We start from the raw sequence: 21170 nt of genomic DNA, 5'->3' as shown, positions 1-21170 counted from the left end.
CATCAGCCGGCCACCTGGTACGGCGCCGGGCCCTGGTACGCGAATCCGCCGCCCTCGACCTTCCACAGGTGGACTCCGCTGCCGTCGGGCACCAGCGCCCCGGTCTCCTTGGAGAAGGCGAGGTTCCGGGCGATGCCCTTGTGCGACCCCGATCGCAGTGCCGTGGTCAGAGTCTGCCGCGTGCGGCGCCCCGCGCTCAGCGACCGCAGCGTCTTCACGGCGAACTGCGCCACGTCGTACGTCTCCACGGCGTACCGCTCCGGCTCCGCTCCGAAGAGCTTGCGGTGGGCGGCCCTGAACGCCTTCGCCGCAGGCACCACGGTTGCGTCCATGGCCGGGGCGACGATCACCCAGCCCTCGGCCGCGTCCCCCGCGGCGGACAGGAACCGGGCGTCGAGCACCCCTTGGGCGGCTGCCCTGACTCCCGAGAAGTCACGGCTGGTCAGCTCACGGGCCAGCAGCGCGGCCCGGTCGTGGTATCCGGCGAAGACCACCGAGTCGGCACCCGCCTTCAGCAGGGCGTCCAGGGTCGGCCCGAAGTCGGTGCGCAGTGCGCTGACCACCTTGGGCACGGCAGGCAGCGGCACCTTGCGAAGGAGGGTGGCGAGGGTGCTGCTGATCTCCCAGGCGTAGGCGTCCGCCGCCCGGTCGTCGACGATCCCGACCGTGCGCGACTTCGCCGTACCGCGCAGGTACACGTCCAGATAGAAGGGCAGCAGCGTGTCCGTCACCCGGGCGTGCAGGAAGGACCGGCTGCCCATCACCTGCAGCGCGGTGGCGCCGGGCGTCACCGCGATCAGCGGCAGCGACGCGGCGTCGTACGTCGCCAGCGAGGCCAGGGCGGCGGCGTCCGTGGTGGGACCGATCACCGCCAGCACGGAAGGGTCGGCAACGAGTTCCTTGGCCGCCTTGGGCGCCCGGGTCGGATCGCCACCGTCGTCCACCGTCTTCACGGCGAGGGTGAAGGGCCTGCCCGCACGGGAGTTGAACTCGTGGACCGCGAGCCGCAGCCCTCGATCCTGAGCCCGGCCGACCGCTTTCTGATCACCTGTCAGATCAGCGTGCAGACCGAGGGTGTACACCGGACCGGTGGCCGTCGGCGTGGCGTCGTCCTCGCCGCCGCCGTTCCCGTCGAGTGCCGCCCACGCCGCCAGTCCACCCCCGGCCGCGACGACCGCCGCGCCTCCGGTCAGGAGCAGGAACCGGCGTCTGCCGACGGCACGGGCCGCCGGCTGCGCGGCCGCGGTGTCCGACGGGGCGGTGCCGGCGGACACGGGGTCGACCTCGGTCATGTCGACGGCGGGCAGGGCGAGCCCGGCCGCCGAGCGTTCCGCGATCAGCCGGACCAACGGCTCGGGCAACCAGGCTTCGTCCGCGGCCAACCGCCCGTCGGCCGCCTGCCCGGCCTCGCCGCCGGCGACCGCGTCCGGCGCGTCGGTGTCCCGGGGCGTCGCGGGACGCACCGCCTGCAGCGCCTCCCGTGGGTCGGGTGGCGTTTCGGACGCGGTGACCGTGAGCGTCTCCGACAGCGCCTGCGCCGTGGGCCGCAGCCGCGGGTCCTTCTCCAGGCAGCCGCGCACCACCTCGGCGAGCGGCCGGGGCACGCCCTCCAGGTCCGGGGCGTCGTGCACCGTGCGGTACAGCAGCGCGTCCAGCGAGCCGGTGCCGAACGGGGGACGGCCGGTGGCCGCGAAGGCCAGCACGCAGCCGAGCGAGAAGATGTCGCCGGGCGCGGCCGACTCTCCTGTGCCGCGGGCCTGTTCGGGTGGCAGGAAGCCGGGGGTGCCGACCACCACACCGGTCGAGGTGAGCGCGGTGTCCCGCGGATCGCGGGCCACACCGAAATCGATCAGCCGGGGCCCGTCGAGCGCCAGCAGCACATTGCCCGGCTTGACGTCCCGGTGCACGAGGCCGGCGCCGTGCAGCTCCCCCAACGCCTGGGCGAGCCGCGTCCCCAGTACACGCAGGCCCCGTACGGGCAACGGCCCGTGGGCCGCGACGGCCTCTCCGAGCGAGGGTCCCGGCACGAAGGCGGTGGCCAGCCAGGGCTGCGCCGCATCCGGGTCCGCGTCGACGAGGGACGCCACCCAAGGACTGGTCATCCGGCGGGCGGTCTGCGCCTCCCTGCGGAACCGTTCCCGGAAGCCGGCGTCCTCGGCGTACTCGGCCTGGATCACCTTCAGTGCGACCAGCGAACCATCCGCCGAGCGGGCCAGGTAGACCACACCCATCCCGCCCGCGCCGAGCCGCCCGAGCAGTCGACGACCCGCCAGCCTGGACGGATCGGAAGTACGCAACGGCTCCATCACTTCCCCTTCAACCGCTGCTGGACGCGCACCAGCATCTGCCCGAGGACGTCGGCGCCCAGTTGTTGCAGCTCCTGCTCGGTGTGCCCCTTCGCGCCCGTCACGGAGACGGCCACGACGACCGTGCCCAGCCGTGCGACCATCCACCGGTACGGCTGCGCGGCACCGTCCTTCTCGACGTACTGCCCGGCCTCCAGCACGGAGTCATCGGCGTACTCCTGCTCGCGGGCGCCGAAGGGGGTGCCGAGCGAGTTCAGGCCTGTGATCCGGGTGTCGGCCCGGGGGTGCTGCTCCGGGCAGCGCAGGGCTTCCTCCAGGGTGGTGCTCAGTTGTTCGTCGGCGCCGAGGGCGGAGGAGTGTGCCGTGGCCGCGGCGGTCACCTTGACGGCCCCCTTGGAGCCGTCGGCGGGCAGCAGGCTGTAGCGGGACAGGCTGGCCAGCACGCCCCGAGGGGCCTTCTCCCGCTCCCAGCGGCAGCCGTCGTCCAGCACGGGCCAGGTGCCCGGCCGGCTCACGGCAGGATCCTGGGCGACGAAGCCCCGCCCCCAGTCACCCGGAGTGAACACCACGGACTCCACCAGCCTCTGTCCGTCCTTCGAGGTTCTGGGGACGAAGGCCGCGTCGGGTGTGAAGACGGGGGTGGCGGTCGACCCGCCCGTCGGGGGCGCCGTGGCTTGCGGCGAGGCGGTGTGCGCGGACGCCCCGGTCCGCCGCGGGGACCCGCCGTCCGCTCCATGAGCCGAACACCCGGCCAGCAGACTCCCCGTCACCAGGAGCGTCACCCAACTACCCCGTACACCATGGGCGTTGCCTCTCACGCATTCCCCTCTGCACCGCTTGAGTTGTCCGACTGGTCGAACGTAGACGGGCGGCGGGGGCGGCGGCCTCAGTGGAAACACGTAATCGACTACGGGTTCCGCCATGCCGCAGGGTGTTCGGTGCGCGGGTGGCGTGCAGTACGTCGTTCCACGGATGCGCCGGTGTACACGGCACCGCCACACCGAGGCGGTGCAGAAATCCCCCGGCCCGCGTCCTTCCCGGGCACGCCCCGGGCCCGGAACTCGGCACAGGTCCTGGCAGTCCTGGCGGCCGCCGTGTGCTGGGCGTTCATCCAGCTCTACCGGGCCGATGACCCGCGGGCCGGCGGTCGGCTCCAACCGACCCGCCGGCGCCGCTCACGACCCGGTTCCCAGTCCGACGCGGGTCATGAGTCCGGCCAGGGCCGCGCGGGACGGCACCGACGCCTTGCGGTAGATCGAGGACAGGTGGGTCTCGACGGTGCGGCGGCTGAGGTGGAGCCGGGCGGCGATGTCCTGGTTGCTCAGCCCCTGCGCCACCAGCTCGGCCACCTCCAGCTCACGCACGGTCAGTTCCGCGAGCTGCGCCGGGAGCGCCGGTGTCTCCGCCAGCACCTGGGGGCGGATCAGTTCGGCGAGGTCCACCAGCAGGCGTGCGCCGCCGCCGACGGCGATGCGGTGCGCCCGGTGCCACATCGCGGCGGCGCGCGCTCCCTGCCCGGTGCGCTGCACCAAGGGCGCCGCTCGCAGCAAGGAATACGCCTCCCACAGGGTCTGGCCGCAGCGGGCGTATTCCTGTGCCGCCGCGTCGAGGAGCCGTACGGCCTTGCCCGTCTCGCCGTGGTGCTCGGCCAGTGTGGCCTGGGCGCGCAGGGCGGCCGCGCGCTGACCGTCGAGGCCGAGCCGGTCGGCCTCGTGGGTGGCCTGAGCGGCCCAGCGGCCGGCCGCCTCGACGTCCCCGGCGGTGAGGGCCGCGGCCGCGAGCGTGTCGAGCTGACCCGGACGGATCGACGGCTGCAGCAGGGGCAGTCCGGGGCCGCCGCCGGCCGTCGTGATGGCCTCCTGGGCGCGATGAGGGTCACCGCTGACGAAGGTCGCGTGCCCGAGCATGCACCAGGCCAGCGACGACCACCAGCCCCTGCCGCGGCCGGCCGCGGCGGTGGCCTCCTCACCGGTGGCCAGGGCGCTTCCGTCGCCCAGCGGTCGGGCCAGCAACAGCACCAGCGTCTTGATGGCAAGGGTGAAGCCCAGAAGGTCGTCGCTGCCCGCGGCCCGGGCGATGGACTCCGCCTCCTCGGCGGCCTCCAGCGCCGAAGGCAGTCGGCAGGTGGTGAGGTGGACGAAGGCCCGGCTCGTCAACAGATGCGGCAGGACGTGGAGTTGTCCGGTGCGGCGGGCGATGCCCAGCCCCCGGGTGATGTGCCGCTCGGCATCGGCGTAGCGCTCCAGCAAGGTTTCCGCCCAGGACAGCCAGACCAGCGCCTCGCACAGACCGGCGATGCCGGGATCGGTCAGAGAGTCCGCGAGTGACGCGGCGGAGTCGGCGAACCCGGCCGCCGCCGCCGTCTCGCCCTCGTACGCCTCGCCCAGGGCGGCAAGCGCGAGCGCCGCCGCCTCACCGGTGGGATCGTCGTCGGCGCGGGCGACGGCGACGGCCCGCGCGACGTCCGCGCGTGCCTGTGGATAGGACGCGGTCAGCAGGGCGGACATGCCGAGGGCCAGGCGCAGGGAGACCGCCTGGGCGGGGGACGGGCCGGGGTCGCGGGACAGCTCCCGGCGCAGCAGGGCGGTGGCCTCGGGGGAGTGGCCGAGGTGCCGCTCCATCACGGCGCACTGGGCGACGGCCCGCGTCCGTAGTTCGGGATGGTCCTTGCCGGCGGTCTCGATCAGCCCGTGCAGCAGGTCCCGGCTCTCCCGTAGGTTCCCGCTGACGCCGAGCGCGCGGGCGCGCGCCAGGACCAGTTCGCCGCGTCGCGTGAAGCGGTCGGGAGTGTCCGGCATATGGGTCAGGACGACATCCAGCAGCTGGGCGGCGATGGCCGGCGCGGTCGACGCGAACCGTGCGGCAGCCTCGGTGAGCACCTCCGCGGCCTGGGCGTCCCAGTCGGTCAACGACCGTGCGACATGGTGGGCCCGCTCGGTGGCGGGAGCGCCGCGGCGGGCGAGTTCCCGCGCGGTGCGGCGGTGGAATCCGGCACGCCGCCCCGGCGCGGTCCTCTCGTAGACCAGGGCCCGGACCAAGGGATGACGCAACATCCACCGGCCGCCCGGCCCGGCGCGCAGCAGGTCGCGCACCACCAGGGCTGTGGTCTCCTGCTCCACGTCCCGGACGGAGAGCTCGCTCGCCACGGCCAGCAGGGCGGACGAGGCGTGGTCGCCGAGTGCCGCGACCGCCTCCACGAGCCGGCGCTGCGACCCGGTGAGCGTTCCCAACTCGTCCAGCAGCAGCGCCGCGAGCCCGCCGGGTACGCCGGCCGCGTACCCGGCGTCCGTGGCGTCGGCGTGGATGTCCGGGGTGTGGCCGGGCAGAGACGCCCCGGTGCGGTGGGCGTGCCCCAACGCCAGCAGATACAAGGGGTTGCCCTCGCTGGCGGCGTGCAGCCGCTTGGCCTGGTCCTCTGCGATGTCGGGCGCCAGCGCCAGGACGGACTCCTGTTCGGAGAGCGGCTCCAGGGGGAGGTGGAGCACGGTTCCGCTGCCCGCGCCGCGCGTCAGCGCCGCGGTCAGGGTGGTCGGCGTCTGCCGGACCCGCCGGGCCACCACCAGCAGGACGCGTCCGCGCGCGGGGTGCCGGATCATGTGGTCCACGAGCTCGCGTGACGCGGGATCCGCCCAGTGCACGTCGTCCAGAGCCAGCACCAGACCGCGCTGACCCAGCTGCGTCAGGAACGCCGCGATCGCACGATGCAGCCCGAACCGGGCGGCGGCGCTCTCGACGGAGCCGTCGCCCGGGGCCTGCCGGACGCCGTGCAGCACCGAGTGCACCTCGGCGAAGGCGGCCTGTGCGCCGGGATCGGCATCGGCGAACGCGTCCGTGAACAGATGGAAGGGAACCTGCTGTTCATACTCGGTGGCCCGTCCGCGCAGTACGGTGAACCCGGCCCCGCGGGCCCGCGCGCAGACCTCGTCGAGCAACCGGCTTTTGCCGATGCCGGGTTCACCGACGACGTCGACGACCTCCGGCAGCCCGGAACGGCCCAGCCCTGCCAGCACTGCATCCAGCCGTTCCAGCTCCGCCGATCTGCCTACCAGTCCCGCCACGTCCCCGTCCCCCCAATGGTGATCTCTCACCTGCGTCGATCCCTGTTCCCCCACAGGTCAGCCTAAGGCGAGGTTTCGCGCCCCTCCTGTACGCGGGTCAGTGAACGTGACCCGGGCATCCGGGGCCGGTCGGCTCACAGGCGCCGCGCGGTGGCTGACCGGACCGACGGACCGTGCCCGGCCTCGCCGCTCAGCCTTCGCGGGCCGAGGCTCCGGTGCCGGCGCGGGCGAAGGAGGGCCGGGCGGTGTGTCCCGTGCTAATGTCGACTCTTTGCAGCGTTGCCGTGTCGGTGGCCCGTACCCTCGTACGGTGTCCCGGCCGGCGGCCGCGTCCCCGCCGCGCCTTCCTCGGTACGGTCCTTTCGGAGGAAGGCTTTCTGTGAGCGATCCAGTACGTACCGATGCCCGGCGGCAGGACCGTGTCTCCGAGACCCCGGCGCCGCCCACGGTGGCGTCCTTCGCACAGCTGGGGCTGCCGGCCGAGGTTCTGCGGGTGCTCGGCGAGCACGGTGTGACGGTGCCCTTCCCCATCCAGGCGGCGGCGCTGCCGAACGCGCTCGCGGGACGGGACGTCCTCGGCCGGGGCCGCACGGGATCCGGCAAGACGCTCGCCTTCGGCCTCGGGATGCTCGCCCGGACGGCCGGGCGGCGCGCGCAGCCCAAGGAGCCGCTGGCGCTCGTTCTGGTCCCCACCAGGGAGCTGGCGCAGCAGGTCGGCGAGGCGCTCGCCCCGTACGCCGAGGCGCTGCGGCTGCGGATCGCGACGGTGGTGGGCGGAGTGTCCATCGGACGGCAGGCCGCCGCGCTGCGGGACGGCGCCGAGATCGTCGTCGCCACGCCCGGCCGGCTGCACGACCTCGTCGAGCGCAAGGGCTGCCGGCTGGGACGGGTGCGCATCGCGGTCCTGGACGAGGCCGACCAGATGTGTGACATGGGGTTCCTGCCGCAGGTCACCGAGATCCTGGACCAGGTGCGTCCCGACGGGCAGCGGATGCTGTTCTCCGCCACCCTCGACCGCGACGTCGATCAGCTGGTGCAGCGCTACCTGCGCGACCCCGCGGTCCACTCCGTGGACCCCTCGTCCGGCGCTGTCCCCGAGATCGAGCACCACGTCTTCGTCGTGCACGGCCCGGACCGGTACGCCGTGACCACGGAGATCGCCGCCCGGGACGGCCGCGTCCTGCTGTTCCTGGACACCAAGCACGGCGTCGACCAGCTCACACGGCATCTGCGGGCCAGCGGCGTGGCGGCCGCCGCCCTGCACAGCGGGAAGTCCCAGCCGCAGCGCACCCGGACCCTGGCCCAGTTCAAGAACGGGCAGGTCACCGCGCTGGTGGCGACGAACGTCGCCGCACGCGGCCTGCACGTCGACGACCTCGACCTCGTGGTCAACGTCGACCCGGCCACCGACCCGAAGGACTATCTGCACCGCGCGGGCCGCACGGCCCGGGCCGGCCGCTCCGGCACCGTCGTGACCCTCGTCCTGTCGGGACAGCGCCGCGAGACGAGCCAGGTCATGACGGACGCCGACGTCGCTCCCAAGGTCACCAAAGTGCGGTCCGGCGAGGCGGAACTGAGCCGGATCACCGGCGCCAGGGCCCCCTCCGGAGAGCCTCTCGACGGCGGGCCGGCCGTACCGCGCCCCAGGAACCACAACGCCCCGTTCCGCGGTCTGGGCAGTACGAAGGACGCGAAGAGCGGCTCCGGTGGCAGGGGATCCCGCAAGAGCAGCGAGGCCCGCAAGCTCGCGGAGGCCCGCAAGGCGGCCCGGGTGCGGCGCGGCGGCTGAGCCCGGCTTCCTGGACCGCGTGGCGATGTCTTCGGCCATGCCGTCCGCGGCCTCGTGGTCGACGGGCAACCGGTGCACCACCCCGGTCGTGCCGTCGCGGTCGGGGTGGTCTGGTCCCGGCACCCGGCTGACCGCTGGTCACTTGGTCCGCAGCATCAGGGCGAGGCGTGTCTCGGCGCCGTAGACCCCGTCCTCGTCGCCGCGGATCCCGTACCGCTTCTGGAAGAGGGCGACCGCGGCCCGGACCTCCGCGTCGTAGCGGCCGTCCACCGGGCCGCCGTCGTAGATGCCCGGTATCTGCTGGAGTCGTACCTGGAGCTCGTAGACTCCGTGGCCGCTGTCGCCCTGGCGCAGGACGCCCGTGCCGGGGATCTCGGGAAGCGGCGGATCCGACGCACCGGGCCGAGGCCGGTCCGTCCGCCCTGCGGCCGGGGGAGAGGGGTTCTCCGGCGCGTAACTCGCCGGCCGGCGGCCTGCCATGTGCCCGGAAGGCCGGGAGGAGGGTGGCGGTTCGGTGTCGTGACCGATCAGCAGCCAGGCGGTGAGGAGCGCGCTCGCCGCGCCCAGCCCGACGATTCCGGCGACTCGCAGGGGGCCGCCGCCGGTGAACCGGCGCGCCCTGTGACCGGTCCTCCTTGCGTGCGCGCGGCCGGCCGGCACCACCGGCGGGGGTGGGGCGGCCTCCGGTTCTCCGGGTGACCCCGGCGGCTCCGCCGCGAGGTCCTCCGGGGTGCCGGCCTGGCACGAGCCGAGTCCTCTGGGTGGCCTCGGTGGCTCTGCCGCCGCGGCCTCCGGGAGGCCGGCTTGGCGCGAGTCGGGCCTTCCGGGGGACCTCGGTGGCTCCGCCGCGACGGCTTCCGGGGTGCCTGCCGGGCATGAGCCGAGTCCTCTGGGTGGCCTCGGTGGCTCCGCCGCCACGGCCTCCGGGAGGCCGGCTTGGCGCGAGTCGGGCCTTCCGGGGGACCTCGGTGGCTCCGCCGCGACGGCTTCCGGGGTGCCTGCCGGGCATGAGCCGAGTCCTCTGGGTGGCCTCGGTGGCTCGGCCGCGACGGCTTCCGGGGTGCCTGCCGGGCATGAGCCGAGTCCTCTGGGTGGCCTCGGTGGCTCCTCCGCCGCGGCCTTCGGGGTGTCGGCCTGGCGTAGGTCGCCGGTCTGCAACGGTTTGACGGCTGTCGGCCGGTGGGGGCCGGGCCGCTCGGGGGGCGGGCCCGGCGGCATGCGTTCGGCCGGCGGTGCCTCGTCGGATGCCGAGGAAGCAGGGGGCGGGGACGGCTGGTGAGGGCGGACATGCTCGGTCGGGTGATCGTGCCGTCCCTGGGGCCGGGACGGGCCCTCTGCGGGTTCCCGTCGCTCGTCGCGCAGGAGGTCGGCGCGTGCGGCATCCAACGCGTCCAGCACGGCCTGGAAGGAGTCCCTGGTCTCGCGCACGATGTCGGGGTCCGAGGCGGGGGTTTGCTCCGGGTTGGCGTCGTTGCGCCCCATGGTTTCTCCTCGGCGGGTCTCGTTCCTGACGGACCGGTACTTCCCCGGCGGCGGCCGGGTTCCAGGCCTCTGCCTCCGGTCGCCGTGGTGCCTGCGCGCTGGGTCCCGGCCGCGGGTGCCCCTTCTGCTCCCTGGGCAATACGTGGGCCGCGCGGCTTCGTCTTCGACCGCGGCCGGTATGTAACTCACGCCTCATGCCCGGGGTGGTCCGGCACCCGTCTCGCCCGCCCCGCGGAGCCCGCATCCGTCGAACGGCCGGCCGACCACCGCGTCCGGGCGGGCAACTCCGGCCCGCCGCGCCTCCTCAGCCGTCGGCGACCGTCCCGGCGGGGTTACCTACCCCACACCTCGGCCGGCGTTTGAGTGCTCGCCCGATCGGCCCCGTTGACCCAGGTAACCGGTGTTCCCCTGAAGACCGGTGAGGGAGGTTCGCAGATGTAGAGGTCGGTCCGAAAAACCCTGGGCGGCGGCTTCCCGCCGTCGGCCGCCGCCCGGATCGGGCAGGCCTCTCCCTCCGTCGATTCAAGGACTGAGAACGGTCGCTTCATGGACTACTGCATTCCCTGCAACCGCACGCTCAACGGAGCCGTGACCTGCCCCGAGTGCGGGGCGTTCGACTCCGGCATGGGACAGCCGAGCGAGCGGAGAGACGGTGCTCCGGCCGTCGACGCGGCGATGCCGGTGGTCCGCTCGAGCGGGGAGCCGGGCAGCCCCGAGTTCCCCCTGCCCGGGCCGCCGACTGCCGTGCAGGACTTGGTGGCAGACCGGTACGACGACCGTCCGTCGCGGCTGCGGAAGTATGCCGTCCAGTCCCTCGCCGCGGCCGCCTTCACCATTCTCGGAGGGCTGGCCACCGCTTCGGTGATCCTCCCCTCGGCGGCACCGCGGGCAGCGTCGGTCCCGGAGCCGCCCCCCGCGGAGCCCGAGGTCCGCATCACCGATTCACCGGCTTCACCGGAGCGAGTGCCCACGCACCCGGCGCGAAAGGGCGTCCGGGACCGCAGCAGCGACAGGATCCGGCGTCCGCTGCCGCAGCCGGCCCGCAGCAAGTCACCGGTCTCCCGGCCACCCGTCGCCGCCACCACCAGCGCGCCGCCACCCGCGAAGGAGAAACCGACCCCCCGCCCCTCCAGCAGCCGCCGCCCCAGCCCGCCGACACGGACGGCGACCCCCACCCCGCGGCCCTCCGCCACTCCCTCCGGCAGCATCAGCGCCTCTCCCACCAGCAGCGGCTCACCGAGCAGTACGGCGGAAGCCGGTGGCTGAGTCCCCCCGGGACCAGAAACGGACGGTCCCCACAGCCGCACGCACTCCCCGCTCCGGGAGCCGCACGCACCACCGCGACCGGGCTGGAGGAGATCAGCGAGTCGGCCGTGCGCGTCGCCGGGCGAGCCCGCTGCACCGCACGTCACCTCGGCCGGACGTACTCCCCGGTTCCCGGAGCCGCGCACCCGCCGAGCCCTCGCTGCACCGGACCGCTCCGCCTCGACGCGCCTCGCCACCAAGGGATGCCGACGCCCGGCACCGTCAGCCGAGTTGGATGAGGCCGGCTTCCTTGACGGCGCGGCCGAAGGGGCTCGCGAGTTCGGCGAGACGCGCGCAGCCGCTGTCACCCAGGGCCGCGTAGGCGGGCAGGGCCAGGCGGTCGGTACGGTCCTCGATGTGCCGGCGCAGGCGCACGCCTTCCGGGCTCAGGGCGTCCCCGTCGAGGAGCCCTCGCTCGCGCAGGCGCTCCTGGGCGCCCGCCCACTCCTCCTCGGGCCATGCGCGGCTCGCCCTGAGGAAGGCGACGGGGACCTCACCGGTGGCCGCGTGCAGGATCAGCGCCTCCAAGCCCCCGACGCCCTCGCTCAGCAGACACGCGACATGGCCGTCCCCGCGGAACTCCCTGAGCAGCGTCTGGGCGTGCCACAGCCGCAGTACCGGCTCATCCGGCCAGGGCAGTGCGGCATGCGCGGCGAACAGCGGGCGGCCCTGCCCGTTCTCGCAGGCCGCCTCGGCGGCCCGGTGGGTCAGCGCCAGGACCTCGTCCAGCGCGGGCAGCTCGTGGATCGCGGCCCGCCGCAGGGCTTCGCCCGCCGCGGCGTACCGCGCGTCCAGCACCTGCTGAGGTGTCGTCACGTCCCAGGCCCCGACGACCGCCCGCCGGACGAAAGCGGGGTTGAAGTTGTAGAACGTCGAAATGATCAGCTCGGCGGACGCCCGGCCGAAGGCGGCGCTGCGGGAGGCGAAGTACCCGGCGCGGCCGCTCAGTCCGAGATCCCCGTACCGTCGCCTTGCCTCGGGGACGAAATAGATCATGCCGTGCACGGGCTCGAGGCGGCGCCAGGCCGCGCGCGCTGTCTTCATGGGGTCACCTCTTCGGAGAGTCGACGAGCGGGATCCCGCAGGTACGGCCCGTTGATCCGCCGTTGCCGCACCGGCCCCGTCCGCGGGGTGCCGTACAGGGGGCGGGCATCGGGCGGCCCTCGGGCGGACCCGCCACGATCGTGTCGAGCACGCCCGCAGCCAGGTGACGTGCCAGGACCGGTCACGACCACCCCATCATACTGACTGGTCGGTAGCTTTCAGTGGAAGGAACCGACTGTCAAGACCCGAAGCAGGCGTATCGCGGTCACGGCGGTATTCCGCCGGCACCGGAGCCGGCACGCCGGGACTTCAGCCGACGGCTCGCGTCCACGGGAGGGTGTGGGCAGAAGGCCGGGTGCCACTCCGTGTGCCGTGGAGCGCCGGCACGACCGGCTTCTCGGCGCGGGAGCGCTCCTTCAGCCCCAGGATCTCGACGGCCTCGTCCAGCGTGCCGGGGCCACCCGCCCCGACCGGCCCCGCTGCCCGGCCAGGGGCGGGGGTTCAGCCGGGAGGAGTCGACAGATGGACCAGGATGCCGCACACCTCGCCCACGATCTCCCGCGCCTCCGTCTCGTCCACGCAGTCGGCCAGCTCGCGCGCCGCCCCTCCGATGACGGTGGTCAGTACGCTCACCCGGACCCGGCCGGCGCGTCGCCGTTCGTCCACCCGCAGCAGCCGGGCGTTGCGCCGCACCCATGCACGGTCCCACTGGCGGCGCAGCGCGTCGAATCCCGAAGGGCCGTCGTCCTCCGCGAAGAGCCTGCCGAGCCGCCGGTTGTCCCAGGCACCCCCCAGGTACGCCCTGGCTCCCGCCACGAAGAGGACGACGGGGTCGTCCACACCACGGCCGCGCTCGGAGGCCAGGGTGGCCGCGGTCCGGCGCTCCTGCTCCTCCCGGAACTCCTCCCAGAGGGCGAGGTAGAGCCCCTGTTTCCCGCCGTAGTGCTGGAAGAGGCTGCCCACCGGAATGCCGGAGCGCGCCGCCATCTCGGCGAGCGAGGCGTCGGTGTAGCCGCGCTCGGTGAACACCTCCAGCGCCGCGTCCAGCAGCGCGCGCCGGACCGTTCCCCCCTGCCCGGCAGGCGGCCGGCCTCCCGCCTCGGTCCCGGCGGACTCCACGATGCCACTCACCGGCACTCCTCACCTTCCTCGGCGCCGTCGCGGATGGCGAGGGCGACCAGCAGCTCCAGGAGGTCGGCGATCCGGCGCGGATTGCGGCCGGTGCGCTCCTCGATCCGGCGCAAGCGGTAGTGCGCCGTGTTGTGGTGCACCCGCAGCCGTTCGGCGGCCAGCCGCAGATTGAGGTCCGCATCCGCGAAGGCCCGGATGGTCGCGGCCAGCGTGTCGCCCCGTCTGCGGTCGTCCTCCAGCAGCCCACGCACCCGGGGATCGACCAGCTGGCGGGCCAGATCGTCGGCGCGCAGCGCCAGGTAGTCGAACGGGGACAGCCGCGGCAGCGCGGCCACCCCGCCCCCGCTCGGCACCAGCTCCAGAGCGGCCCGCGCCTCCTCGTACGCCCGCGGGAGTTCGGACGCGCCCCGGGCGACCGTGCTGATGCCCATGCAGAGAACGGTCCCCTCCCGCGCGAGCCGCTCCTGCACGGCCTCGAAGTGGGCGCACACGTCGTCCGCGTCCATGCCGGCCCGGAGCACGGGCACGGCCACCACCTCGCCGTGGCGCACGACCACCAGGGTCCGGCCGGCCCAGGGGCCGGCGACGCTGATCGACGCGCTGGTGGCGTAGCCGTTCTCCGCCGAGGTGTGGTCCCCCGTGCGCGCGTCACCGACACAGACCGCCGCGACCGCCATCATCGACGAACGCGGTCCGATGCCGTACGCCTGTGCCGCGGCGAACAGCGGACCGCGGGTCGGTGCCACACCGGCCAGGAGCTGGTCCAGGAGGTCCCGGCGCTCCCGGTCCGCGTCCGCCACCACGTGCTGCTGGTACTCGACGTACGCCTGCGCGGCATGGGTGCTGGCGTAGTCGACGTAGCGCATCAGCGGGGTGACGAGGGACAGCGCGGCCTGCTGGGCCTCGGGGGACGTGCCCGCGCAGTCCACCAGCGCGTCCCACATCACCTGCCGGCCTACCCGGAAGGCGCTGATCCAGTCGTCGAGGGCGAACCCCGCCCGGGCTCGGCGCATGGCCGCCGCCCGGCTGAAGACCAGGTCCTCGGGAGCGATGTCGCGGTCGCCGGCCAGCGCCGCCAGCTGCATCCGGTAGTGCTCGAGCACCTGGCCCCGCACGTCGGCGAAGAACCGCTCGTCCTGTAGCGCGTACGACGGGATCTCCGCGCGCATCACCTCGACGGCACTGTCCGCCACCTCCTCGACCCGGTCGTGGACGGCACGCAGGATCCGCCACCGCTCCCGGCGGAGGGGTTCGGAGAGAGGGGAGGTGCCCAGGGCGGGACCGCGAGGCATGGCGCCGATCGTCGCCGTCCGGCTCGTATTCCGTCAACAGACTTGCGTGAGACATCTGCCGGCAATTGTGCGCCGCGCACAGTCCGGCGACCGGGAAGTTGGGTGCTCACACCCAATGTGCGCCTGGAACGCCCCCACCTACTGTGACGGTCGCCAACCCCCCCACCACGTCGGAAGGGGCGTCACTCATGCTCGCGGTCGACGGTATCACCGTGCGTTTCGGCGGGATCACGGCGCTGGACGGTGTCTCTTTCACCGTCGGGCCGGGCACCGCCGTAGGACTCATCGGGCCGAACGGAGCCGGCAAGACCACCTTGTTCAACTGCCTCACCAGGCGCTGTACCCCCGACGGGGGAGACGTGCGGTTCGAGGGCGAGGACCTGCTGGCCCTCCCACCGCACGCCGTGGCCGGGCGCGGCATCGCCCGGACCTTCCAGAACCTGGGCCTCTTTCCGCGGCTCACGGTCCGGGAGAACGTCATGGTCGGAGCCCACAGCCGGGGGCGCACCGGACACCTCGCCGCGGCGCTCCGGCTGCCCCGCGTCCGGCGGGAGGAGAGGGAACTCGGTGACCTGGCGGACGACTTGCTGCGGCGGCTCGGCCTGGCCGACGTCGCCGGCCACCCCGCCGCGGGGCTGCCGTTCGGCACACTCAAACGGGTCGAACTCGCCCGGGCGCTCGCGGCACGGCCCCGGCTGCTGCTGCTCGACGAACCCGTCAACGGGCTCAGCCACGGCGAGGTCGGCCAATTCGCGGATCTGGTCCGGTCGGTGTGCCAGGACTTCGATCTCACCCTCCTGGTGGTCGAACACCACATGGGGTTCGTGATGGGGCTGTGCGACAAGGTGGTCTGCCTCGACTTCGGCCGCAAGATCGCCGAGGCGCCGCCGGAGGAGATCCAGCGCGACCCGGCGGTCGTCGAGGCGTACCTGGGGGTGGCCGCATGAGCGAGCCCACCACCGGCCGCACCGAGCCCGGGGCGAGTGCGGAGCCGGACGTCCCGGAGGTCTCCGGCACCACCGGCCGCACCGAGGCCGGGGCGAGTGCGGAGCCGGACTTCCTCAAGGTCTCCGGCCTGCACGCCGGATACGGCCGGGCCCGTGTGCTCCAGGGCCTGGACTTCTCCGTCGCCCGCGGCGAGGTGTGCGCCATCCTCGGACCGAACGGTGCGGGCAAGACCACGACGCTGCGCGCACTGAGCGGCATGGCCGGGGGCCGCGGCTCGGTCACCCTGGACGGCACCGAGCTGCTGGGCCGCTCGCCCGAACAGGCCGCGAGGCTCGGCGTGGCGCACGTCCCCGAGGGCCGGGGCACCTTCAACGACCTGACCGTCGAGGAGAACCTGCGCATCGGCGCTCACCTGCGCACCGCCCGCCGATGGCGGGGCCGCGCCGAGCGTGCGGCCGTCACGGCCGACCTGGAACGGATCTACGGCCACTTCCCCCGACTGCGCCAGCGGTCGCGGCAGGCCGCCGGCAGCCTCAGCGGCGGGGAGCAGCAGATGCTCGCCATCGGCAGGGCGCTGATACGGCGGCCCGCGCTGCTGCTCCTGGACGAGCCGTCCCTCGGGCTCGCGCCGCTGGTCACCCGCGAGCTGTTCGAGATCGTCCGTGCCGTCAACGAGGAGGAACGCACCACCGTGGTCGTCGTCGAGCAGAACGCCCGGCTGGCGCTGGACATCGCGCACCGGGCGCACGTACTGGAGGCCGGCCGCCTGGTGCTGTCCGGACCGGCCGCACGGATCCGCGAGGACGGGCACATCGCCGAGGTGTACCTCGGTGTCCCCGCCCACGCCAGGAAGGCCGGGTGAGCGCCGTGACCGATCTGCTCCAGCAAGTGGTGGAAGGACTGGGCTCCGGCGCGGTGTACGCCAGCCTGGCGCTGGCCCTGGTGCTCATCCACCGGTTCACGGGGATCGTCAACTTCGCGCAGGGCGAGCTGGCCATGCTCTCGACCTACGTCGCCTGGCAACTGGTGGCGTCCGGGATGCCGTTCTGGCTGGCGCTGCCGGTCACCCTCGCGGTGTCCTTCGCCGGCGGCATGCTGGTCGAGCGGATCGTCATCCGTCCCGTGCAGGGCGCGCCGGAACTGACGGTGGTCATCGTCACGGTCGGCCTGTTCATCTTCGTCAACGCGCTGGCGGGCCTGATCTGGTCGTTCACCGTGAAGGACTTTCCGCGGCAGTTCCCCGACGGCGGGCTCGACCTGGCCGGGGTGCGTGTGGACTGGTCGACGCTCGGGATCCTCGGCGTGGTGGCCGTCGTCATGGGTCTGCTCTACCTGCTGTTCCAGCACACCTCCAGCGGGCTGGTGATGCGGGCGGTCGCCTGCAACCCCTCCTCCGCCCGGCTGTCGGGCATCCGGGTGGGACGGGTGCTGATGCTCGGCTGGGGGCTGGCCGCCACGGTCGGCGCGGTGTCGGGCGTGCTCGTCGCCCCGGTGCTGTTCCTGGAGCCCAACATGATGGGCGGGGTGCTGATCTACGCGTTCGCCGCGGCCACCCTCGGAGGCTTCGACAGCCCGGTCGGAGCGGTCGTCGGCGGTCTGATCGTGGGCGTCGCCGAGACGCTGACCGGGGCTTACGTGGACGTGATCGGTGCCGATCTGAAGGTGGGAGTCCCGCTGATGATCATTCTTGCGGTGCTGCTGGTGCGGCCACAGGGCCTGTTCGGACGGGCGGCGGTGGTGCGCGCATGAGCACGATCGCCGTCACACTCGGCACGGACCGCGCACGCCGACTGCGGGCCGCGCTCACCGTACTGCTCGCGGCGGCGGTCGCCGTCGGCGCACCGTTCTACTTCGCCCCCTTCCAGGTCTTCCAGCTGACCATGGTGCTCCTGTACGCCGTGGCGCTGGCCGGGCTGAATCTGCTGGTCGGGTTCGGCGGGCAGATCTCGCTGGGGCACGGCGCGTTCTTCGCGGCGGGGGCCTACACGTCGGCGGTCATGCTCGACCGCTACGACACCGGGCACCTGGCCACGCTGCCCGTCGCGGCCGCCGGATGCTTCCTGCTGGGCCTCGCGCTCGGGGTGCCCGCCCTGCGGCTGCGCGGGCTGTACCTGGCCTTGGTCACCCTCTCGCTCGCGGTGTTCCTGCCGCCCCTGCTCAAGCGGCTCGAACCGGTCACGGGCGGCTCCATGGGCCTGATCGTCGACAAGCCGCAGCCGCCCGCGTGGAGCGGGCTGGCCGAGGACCAGTGGACCTACTTCGTCGTCCTCGCGGTCACCGCGGTGGCTCTGCTGCTCGCCCGCAACCTGCTGCGGTCCCGGGTCGGCCGGGCACTGCGCGCCGTGCGGGACGACGAGAGCGCCGCCGAGGTCATGGGCGTGCGGCTGTCGCTGCACAAAACCCTGGCCTTCGCGTGGAGCGCGATGTTCGCGGGTGTCGCCGGCTGTCTGTACACGTGGGTGATCGGCTTCGTCTCGCCCGACTCCTTCAGCTTCGTCCTGTCCGTCACCCTGCTGGCCGGCCTGGTCGTCGGAGGGCTCGCCTCGCTGTACGGGCCCCTGCTGGGCGCCGCGTTCGTCACCTACGTGCCGAGCGTGTCCCAGGACCTCAGCGAGGCGGCACCGGGAGTCGTGTTCGGCCTGCTGATCATCGCGGTGATGTTCGTGGCCCCGACGGGACTGGCCGGCCTGCCGGGCCGTGTGCCCGTCGCCGTCGCCCGTCGCCTGTCCGACGTCGCCGCCCGTCGCCCGTCCGGCGTCTCCGCCGTCCTCCACCGGACGCCCCCGGCCGCGTCCGCGCCCGGCCCGGAGTCGCCGTCCCGGCCCGGAACCAGAGCCTCCGAGCCCCTCACCCCTGCGGATCCCGAAACCGTGGGCGCACCGCCCCGCACGGAAAAGGAATGACCCACATGCACAAGACGACCGCTCTGCGGGCGGCCGCGGCCGCCACCGCCGCCCTGCTCACCGCAACCGCCTGTAGCACCCAGCGAGGGCAGGACGCCCCGGACACCGCCGCCGGCGGCGCGTGCAAGGGCCAGCACACCACCGGCATCACCGACGACACCATCGAACTGGGCGGGATCTACCCGCTGTCGGGACCCGCCTCCGCGTACGGCACGATCAGCAAGGGCGTGGCGGCCTACTTCGAATACGTCAACGACAAGGGCGGCATAGACGGCCGCAAGGTGCGGTTCATCGTCCGCGACGACGGCTACCAGCCGCCCAAGGCGGTCGAGGAGGCCCGCAGACTCGTCGAGCAGGAGAAGGTCTTCGCCGTGTTCCAGACCCTGGGCACCCCCTCCACGGCGGCCGTGTGGGACTACCTCGACAAGCAGAAGGTGCCGCAGCCCTTCGTCGCCACCGGTGCCTCCGTCTGGGGCACGGACGACAAGCACCCCTGGACCATCGGCTGGCAGCCCAACTACGTGGCCGAGGCCCGGGTGTACGCCAAGTACCTGACGGACGCGAAGCCGAAGGCCCGGGTGGCGGTCCTCTACCAGAACGACGACTTCGGCAAGGACCTGCTCGGCGGGTTCGAGAAGGCCGTCGCCGGCAGCGGCGTCAAGGTGGTGGCCAAGGAGAGCTACGAGGTCACCGACCCGTCCGTGTCGGCGCAGATGGCGAGCCTGTCCCGGTCCAAGGCCGACGTCCTGCTGGACGTCACCACCCCCAAGTTCGGCAGCCAGGCCCTCGCCGCCGACGCCAGGAACACCAAGTGGAACCCGCTGCACATCGTGAACAACGTGGCCTCGTCCGCCGCCGTGCTCAAGCCCGTCGGGTTCGAGCACGTCCAGGGCGTGGTCTCGGCGACCTACTTCAAGGACCCCGCCGACCCGCACTGGGCGGACGACCCCGCGATGAAGACCTACCTGAAGGCCATGCACGAGCACGCCCCCGACACCGACCCGGCCAACCAGTTCAACGCCTACGGCTGGGCCGTCGCCGCCAGCCTGCACCGGGCCCTGGACTCGATGAAATGCCCCACCAGGGAAGGGCTGCGGGACGCGGTGCGCAACCTGAAGGACGTGAAGGTGGGACTGCTGCTGCCCGGTGTCACCCTGTCCACGGGCCACGGCGACGCCTTCCCGATCGAGACGATGCAGCTGATGCGGTTCAAGGGCGAGCGGTGGCAGCTGTTCGGCAAGCCGGTGGACACCCGCAAGGAGTTCGGCCCGCTCACGAACTGAGCGGGCCGGGCGGCCCCGGGCCGGTGTCCAGACGCCCGGGGACCGCCCCGCCCGGCGGAGCGGTCCGGCACCACCTGCTCAGACGGCGCTCAGCCCTCCGTCGACCACCAGGCTCTGCCCGGTGATGTACGAGGAGCGGTCGCAGAGCAGGAAGGCGACGGCTTCGGCCACCTCCCAGGCGGTGCCCTGGCGCCCGAGCGGTATGCGGGCGAACGAGGTGGCACGCGTCGCCCGCCCGGCCGAGGCCGCACGGCCCATCGGGGTGTCGATCAGACCGGGGACGACCAGGTTGGCGCGGATCCCGCGCTGCGCACCCTCCCTGGCGACATGGCGGGTGAGGCCCGACAGGCCCGCCTTGGAACTGTCGTAGGCGGGAGAGTCGGTGGCGGCGCGCAGCCCGGCCACGGAACCGACGAAGACGATCGATCCTCCGTCGGCGATCGCGGGCAGTCCGTACTTGGCGGCGAGGAAGTGAGCGCTCAGGTTGACCGAGAGCACACGTTCCCACTGCTGCGGTGAGGTGCCCGCGAGGCCCGCGCCGAGTCCGATGCCGACGTTGACCACCATCGCGTCGAGCGAGCCGAGTCCGCGAAGGGCCTCGGCGACCATGGCCGAGGACTGGACGGGATCCGTGGCGTCACCGACCACGGCCAGGCCACGGGCGCCCTCCTCTTCGACCAGGGCGGTGGTGGCCGCCGCGGCGGAGGGGGAAACGTCGGCGCAGGCCACGGAGGCTCCCTCGCGGGCGGCGAGCACGGCGACGGCCCGCCCGTTGCCCACCGGTGCTTCCGGACCGTCGCCGGGGCGGGTGCCCGCGCCGATGACCAGTACGTTCCGGCCGTTCAGCAGGCCGAGCGCGGGAGGCGCGGAGTGCCGGGGCTCAGGCATCGCCGGGTACCCCTTCCGGTGCGTCCGCACCGGCGCCGGGGGGCGCGGGCAGGGTCTCCGCGGCGTAGTCGGGCTCGAGCCGGGTTCCGGCGGAGTTCAGGAAGAACGCGACCATGTGGTACTGACCGACGAGCATGGTGATCTCGATCAGCTGTGCCTCGTCGTGGTCGGCGGTGAGTGCGGTCCAGGTGGCCGCGGACAGATGCGCGTCCCGGTGCAGCTCGTCGGCGGCGCGCAGCAGACAGGCGTCGGCCGGCGACCAGCCCTGGGCGTCCGGGCCCGCGCCGATTCGCCGGATCTCTTCGCGGGTGATCCCGGCGGCTCCGGCCAGCGGTACGTGTCGCCCCCATTCGTAACCGGCCCGGGTGTTGCATGCGGTGCGCAGGATCAGCAGTTCCCGGGTCCGGGCCGGCAGCCGGCCCTCGCGCAACAGATAACTGCCGAACGGCAGGAAGTGCCGGAAGAGGCCGGGGTGCCGCGCCAACGTGGTGAAGACGTCGGCGAGGTGGCCGTCGGCATCCCGCGGAATCGCGGCGAGCAGCTCCCGGGTGGACGGGTCCCAGTCGTCCTCGGGCAGGGGTGGGATGCGCGGGCCGGTGTCGTCGGCGGCGCGACGGGGTCGGTGACGGTGCTCGTCGGTCATGGCGGTCTCCGCAGTGTCGGTCGGGACGGGTCGTGGCACGAGGGCGGGTCCGAGCACGTCGATCGGCGCTTCACCGGGCATGCGCCGAAGCGCTCCTT

The 21170-nt window shown here is 73.4% G+C and carries 16 protein-coding genes; 7 read left to right on the top strand and 9 right to left on the bottom strand.

Features of this window, described 5'->3' with window-relative positions; all coding sequences use genetic code 11:
* Window positions 1–2 precede the first annotated feature (2 nt).
* The 3 genes from JK361_RS18680 to JK361_RS18670 all read right to left on the bottom strand — a co-directional run bounded on the left by JK361_RS18680 (window position 3) and on the right by JK361_RS18670 (window position 6364).
* Entirely contained in the window at window positions 3–2306 is a 2304-nt protein-coding gene (locus JK361_RS18680) for a bifunctional serine/threonine-protein kinase/ABC transporter substrate-binding protein (RefSeq protein ID WP_201819318.1), read from the bottom strand.
* The gene (locus JK361_RS18675) at window positions 2306–2872 is read right to left on the bottom strand and encodes a hypothetical protein (protein ID WP_201819315.1); all 567 of its coding nucleotides are present in this window, start codon (window positions 2870–2872) and stop codon (window positions 2306–2308) included. Before JK361_RS18675 ends, JK361_RS18680 begins: the two co-directional genes overlap by 1 nt.
* A 609-nt stretch (window positions 2873–3481) precedes the next feature.
* Window positions 3482–6364, bottom strand: a complete 2883-nt coding sequence (locus tag JK361_RS18670) for a helix-turn-helix transcriptional regulator (protein ID WP_307787273.1) — start codon at window positions 6362–6364, stop codon at window positions 3482–3484.
* Window positions 6365–6743: 379 nt separating this feature from the next.
* On the opposite strand from JK361_RS18670, the gene JK361_RS18665 reads away from it, so the two are divergent.
* Entirely contained in the window at window positions 6744–8153 is a 1410-nt protein-coding gene (locus tag JK361_RS18665) for a DEAD/DEAH box helicase (RefSeq protein ID WP_201819312.1), read from the top strand.
* A 138-nt stretch (window positions 8154–8291) separates the two neighbouring features.
* Here JK361_RS18665 and JK361_RS18660 read toward each other — a convergent pair whose 3' ends face one another.
* The gene (locus tag JK361_RS18660; RefSeq protein ID WP_307787272.1) at window positions 8292–8813 is read right to left on the bottom strand and encodes a peptidoglycan-binding domain-containing protein; all 522 of its coding nucleotides are present in this window, start codon (window positions 8811–8813) and stop codon (window positions 8292–8294) included.
* Between the two features lie 1368 nt (window positions 8814–10181).
* Between JK361_RS18660 and JK361_RS18655 the strand changes: the two genes are divergently transcribed.
* The gene (locus JK361_RS18655; RefSeq protein WP_201819311.1) at window positions 10182–10901 is read left to right on the top strand and encodes a hypothetical protein; all 720 of its coding nucleotides are present in this window, start codon (window positions 10182–10184) and stop codon (window positions 10899–10901) included.
* Window positions 10902–11162: 261 nt separating this feature from the next.
* On the opposite strand, the gene JK361_RS18650 is transcribed toward JK361_RS18655, so the two are convergent.
* The 3 genes from JK361_RS18650 to JK361_RS18635 form a co-directional block, all read right to left on the bottom strand.
* Entirely contained in the window at window positions 11163–11984 is an 822-nt protein-coding gene (locus tag JK361_RS18650; protein WP_201819309.1) for an SCO6745 family protein, read from the bottom strand.
* A 501-nt stretch (window positions 11985–12485) separates the two neighbouring features.
* Window positions 12486–13115: a TetR/AcrR family transcriptional regulator gene (locus JK361_RS18640; protein WP_201819307.1), complete on the bottom strand. Its 630-nt coding sequence runs from the start codon at window positions 13113–13115 to the stop codon at window positions 12486–12488.
* Window positions 13112–14407 (bottom strand): PucR family transcriptional regulator, encoded by a 1296-nt coding sequence (locus JK361_RS18635; protein WP_201819306.1) that lies wholly within the window; start codon window positions 14405–14407, stop codon window positions 13112–13114. The genes JK361_RS18640 and JK361_RS18635 overlap by 4 nt, the downstream gene beginning before the upstream one ends.
* A gap of 188 nt (window positions 14408–14595) precedes the next feature.
* Between JK361_RS18635 and JK361_RS18630 the strand changes: the two genes are divergently transcribed.
* From JK361_RS18630 to JK361_RS18610, 5 genes are read left to right on the top strand one after another with little or no spacing between them, the layout of a single operon-like run.
* Entirely contained in the window at window positions 14596–15354 is a 759-nt protein-coding gene (locus JK361_RS18630) for an ABC transporter ATP-binding protein (protein ID WP_201819304.1), read from the top strand.
* Entirely contained in the window at window positions 15351–16217 is an 867-nt protein-coding gene (locus JK361_RS18625) for an ABC transporter ATP-binding protein (RefSeq protein ID WP_201819303.1), read from the top strand. The genes JK361_RS18630 and JK361_RS18625 overlap by 4 nt, the downstream gene beginning before the upstream one ends.
* Window positions 16214–17104 carry a branched-chain amino acid ABC transporter permease gene (locus JK361_RS18620; RefSeq protein WP_251092210.1) on the top strand — a complete coding sequence of 297 codons (891 nt, stop codon included), beginning with the start codon at window positions 16214–16216 and terminating at the stop codon, window positions 17102–17104. The genes JK361_RS18625 and JK361_RS18620 overlap by 4 nt, the downstream gene beginning before the upstream one ends.
* The gene (locus JK361_RS18615; RefSeq protein WP_201819301.1) at window positions 17101–18258 is read left to right on the top strand and encodes a branched-chain amino acid ABC transporter permease; all 1158 of its coding nucleotides are present in this window, start codon (window positions 17101–17103) and stop codon (window positions 18256–18258) included. Before JK361_RS18620 ends, JK361_RS18615 begins: the two co-directional genes overlap by 4 nt.
* 5 nt (window positions 18259–18263) lie before the next feature.
* Window positions 18264–19541: an ABC transporter substrate-binding protein gene (locus tag JK361_RS18610; protein ID WP_201819299.1), complete on the top strand. Its 1278-nt coding sequence runs from the start codon at window positions 18264–18266 to the stop codon at window positions 19539–19541.
* Window positions 19542–19619: 78 nt separating this feature from the next.
* On the opposite strand, the gene JK361_RS18605 is transcribed toward JK361_RS18610, so the two are convergent.
* Both JK361_RS18605 and JK361_RS18600 read right to left on the bottom strand, forming a co-directional pair.
* Complete coding sequence (locus tag JK361_RS18605) at window positions 19620–20429, bottom strand: SDR family NAD(P)-dependent oxidoreductase (protein ID WP_201819297.1); 810 nt, start codon at window positions 20427–20429, stop codon at window positions 19620–19622.
* Window positions 20422–21153, bottom strand: coding sequence for a carboxymuconolactone decarboxylase family protein (locus JK361_RS18600; protein ID WP_236053178.1), 732 nt, complete (start codon window positions 21151–21153; stop codon window positions 20422–20424). The genes JK361_RS18605 and JK361_RS18600 overlap by 8 nt, the downstream gene beginning before the upstream one ends.
* Window positions 21154–21170 lie beyond the last annotated feature (17 nt).

It is taken from the genome of Streptomyces musisoli (assembly GCF_016741855.1).
GTDB lineage: Bacteria > Actinomycetota > Actinomycetes > Streptomycetales > Streptomycetaceae > Streptomyces > Streptomyces musisoli.
Note: the sequence above shows the minus strand (reverse complement) of the source record. Positions and strands in the feature narration are given on the sequence as shown.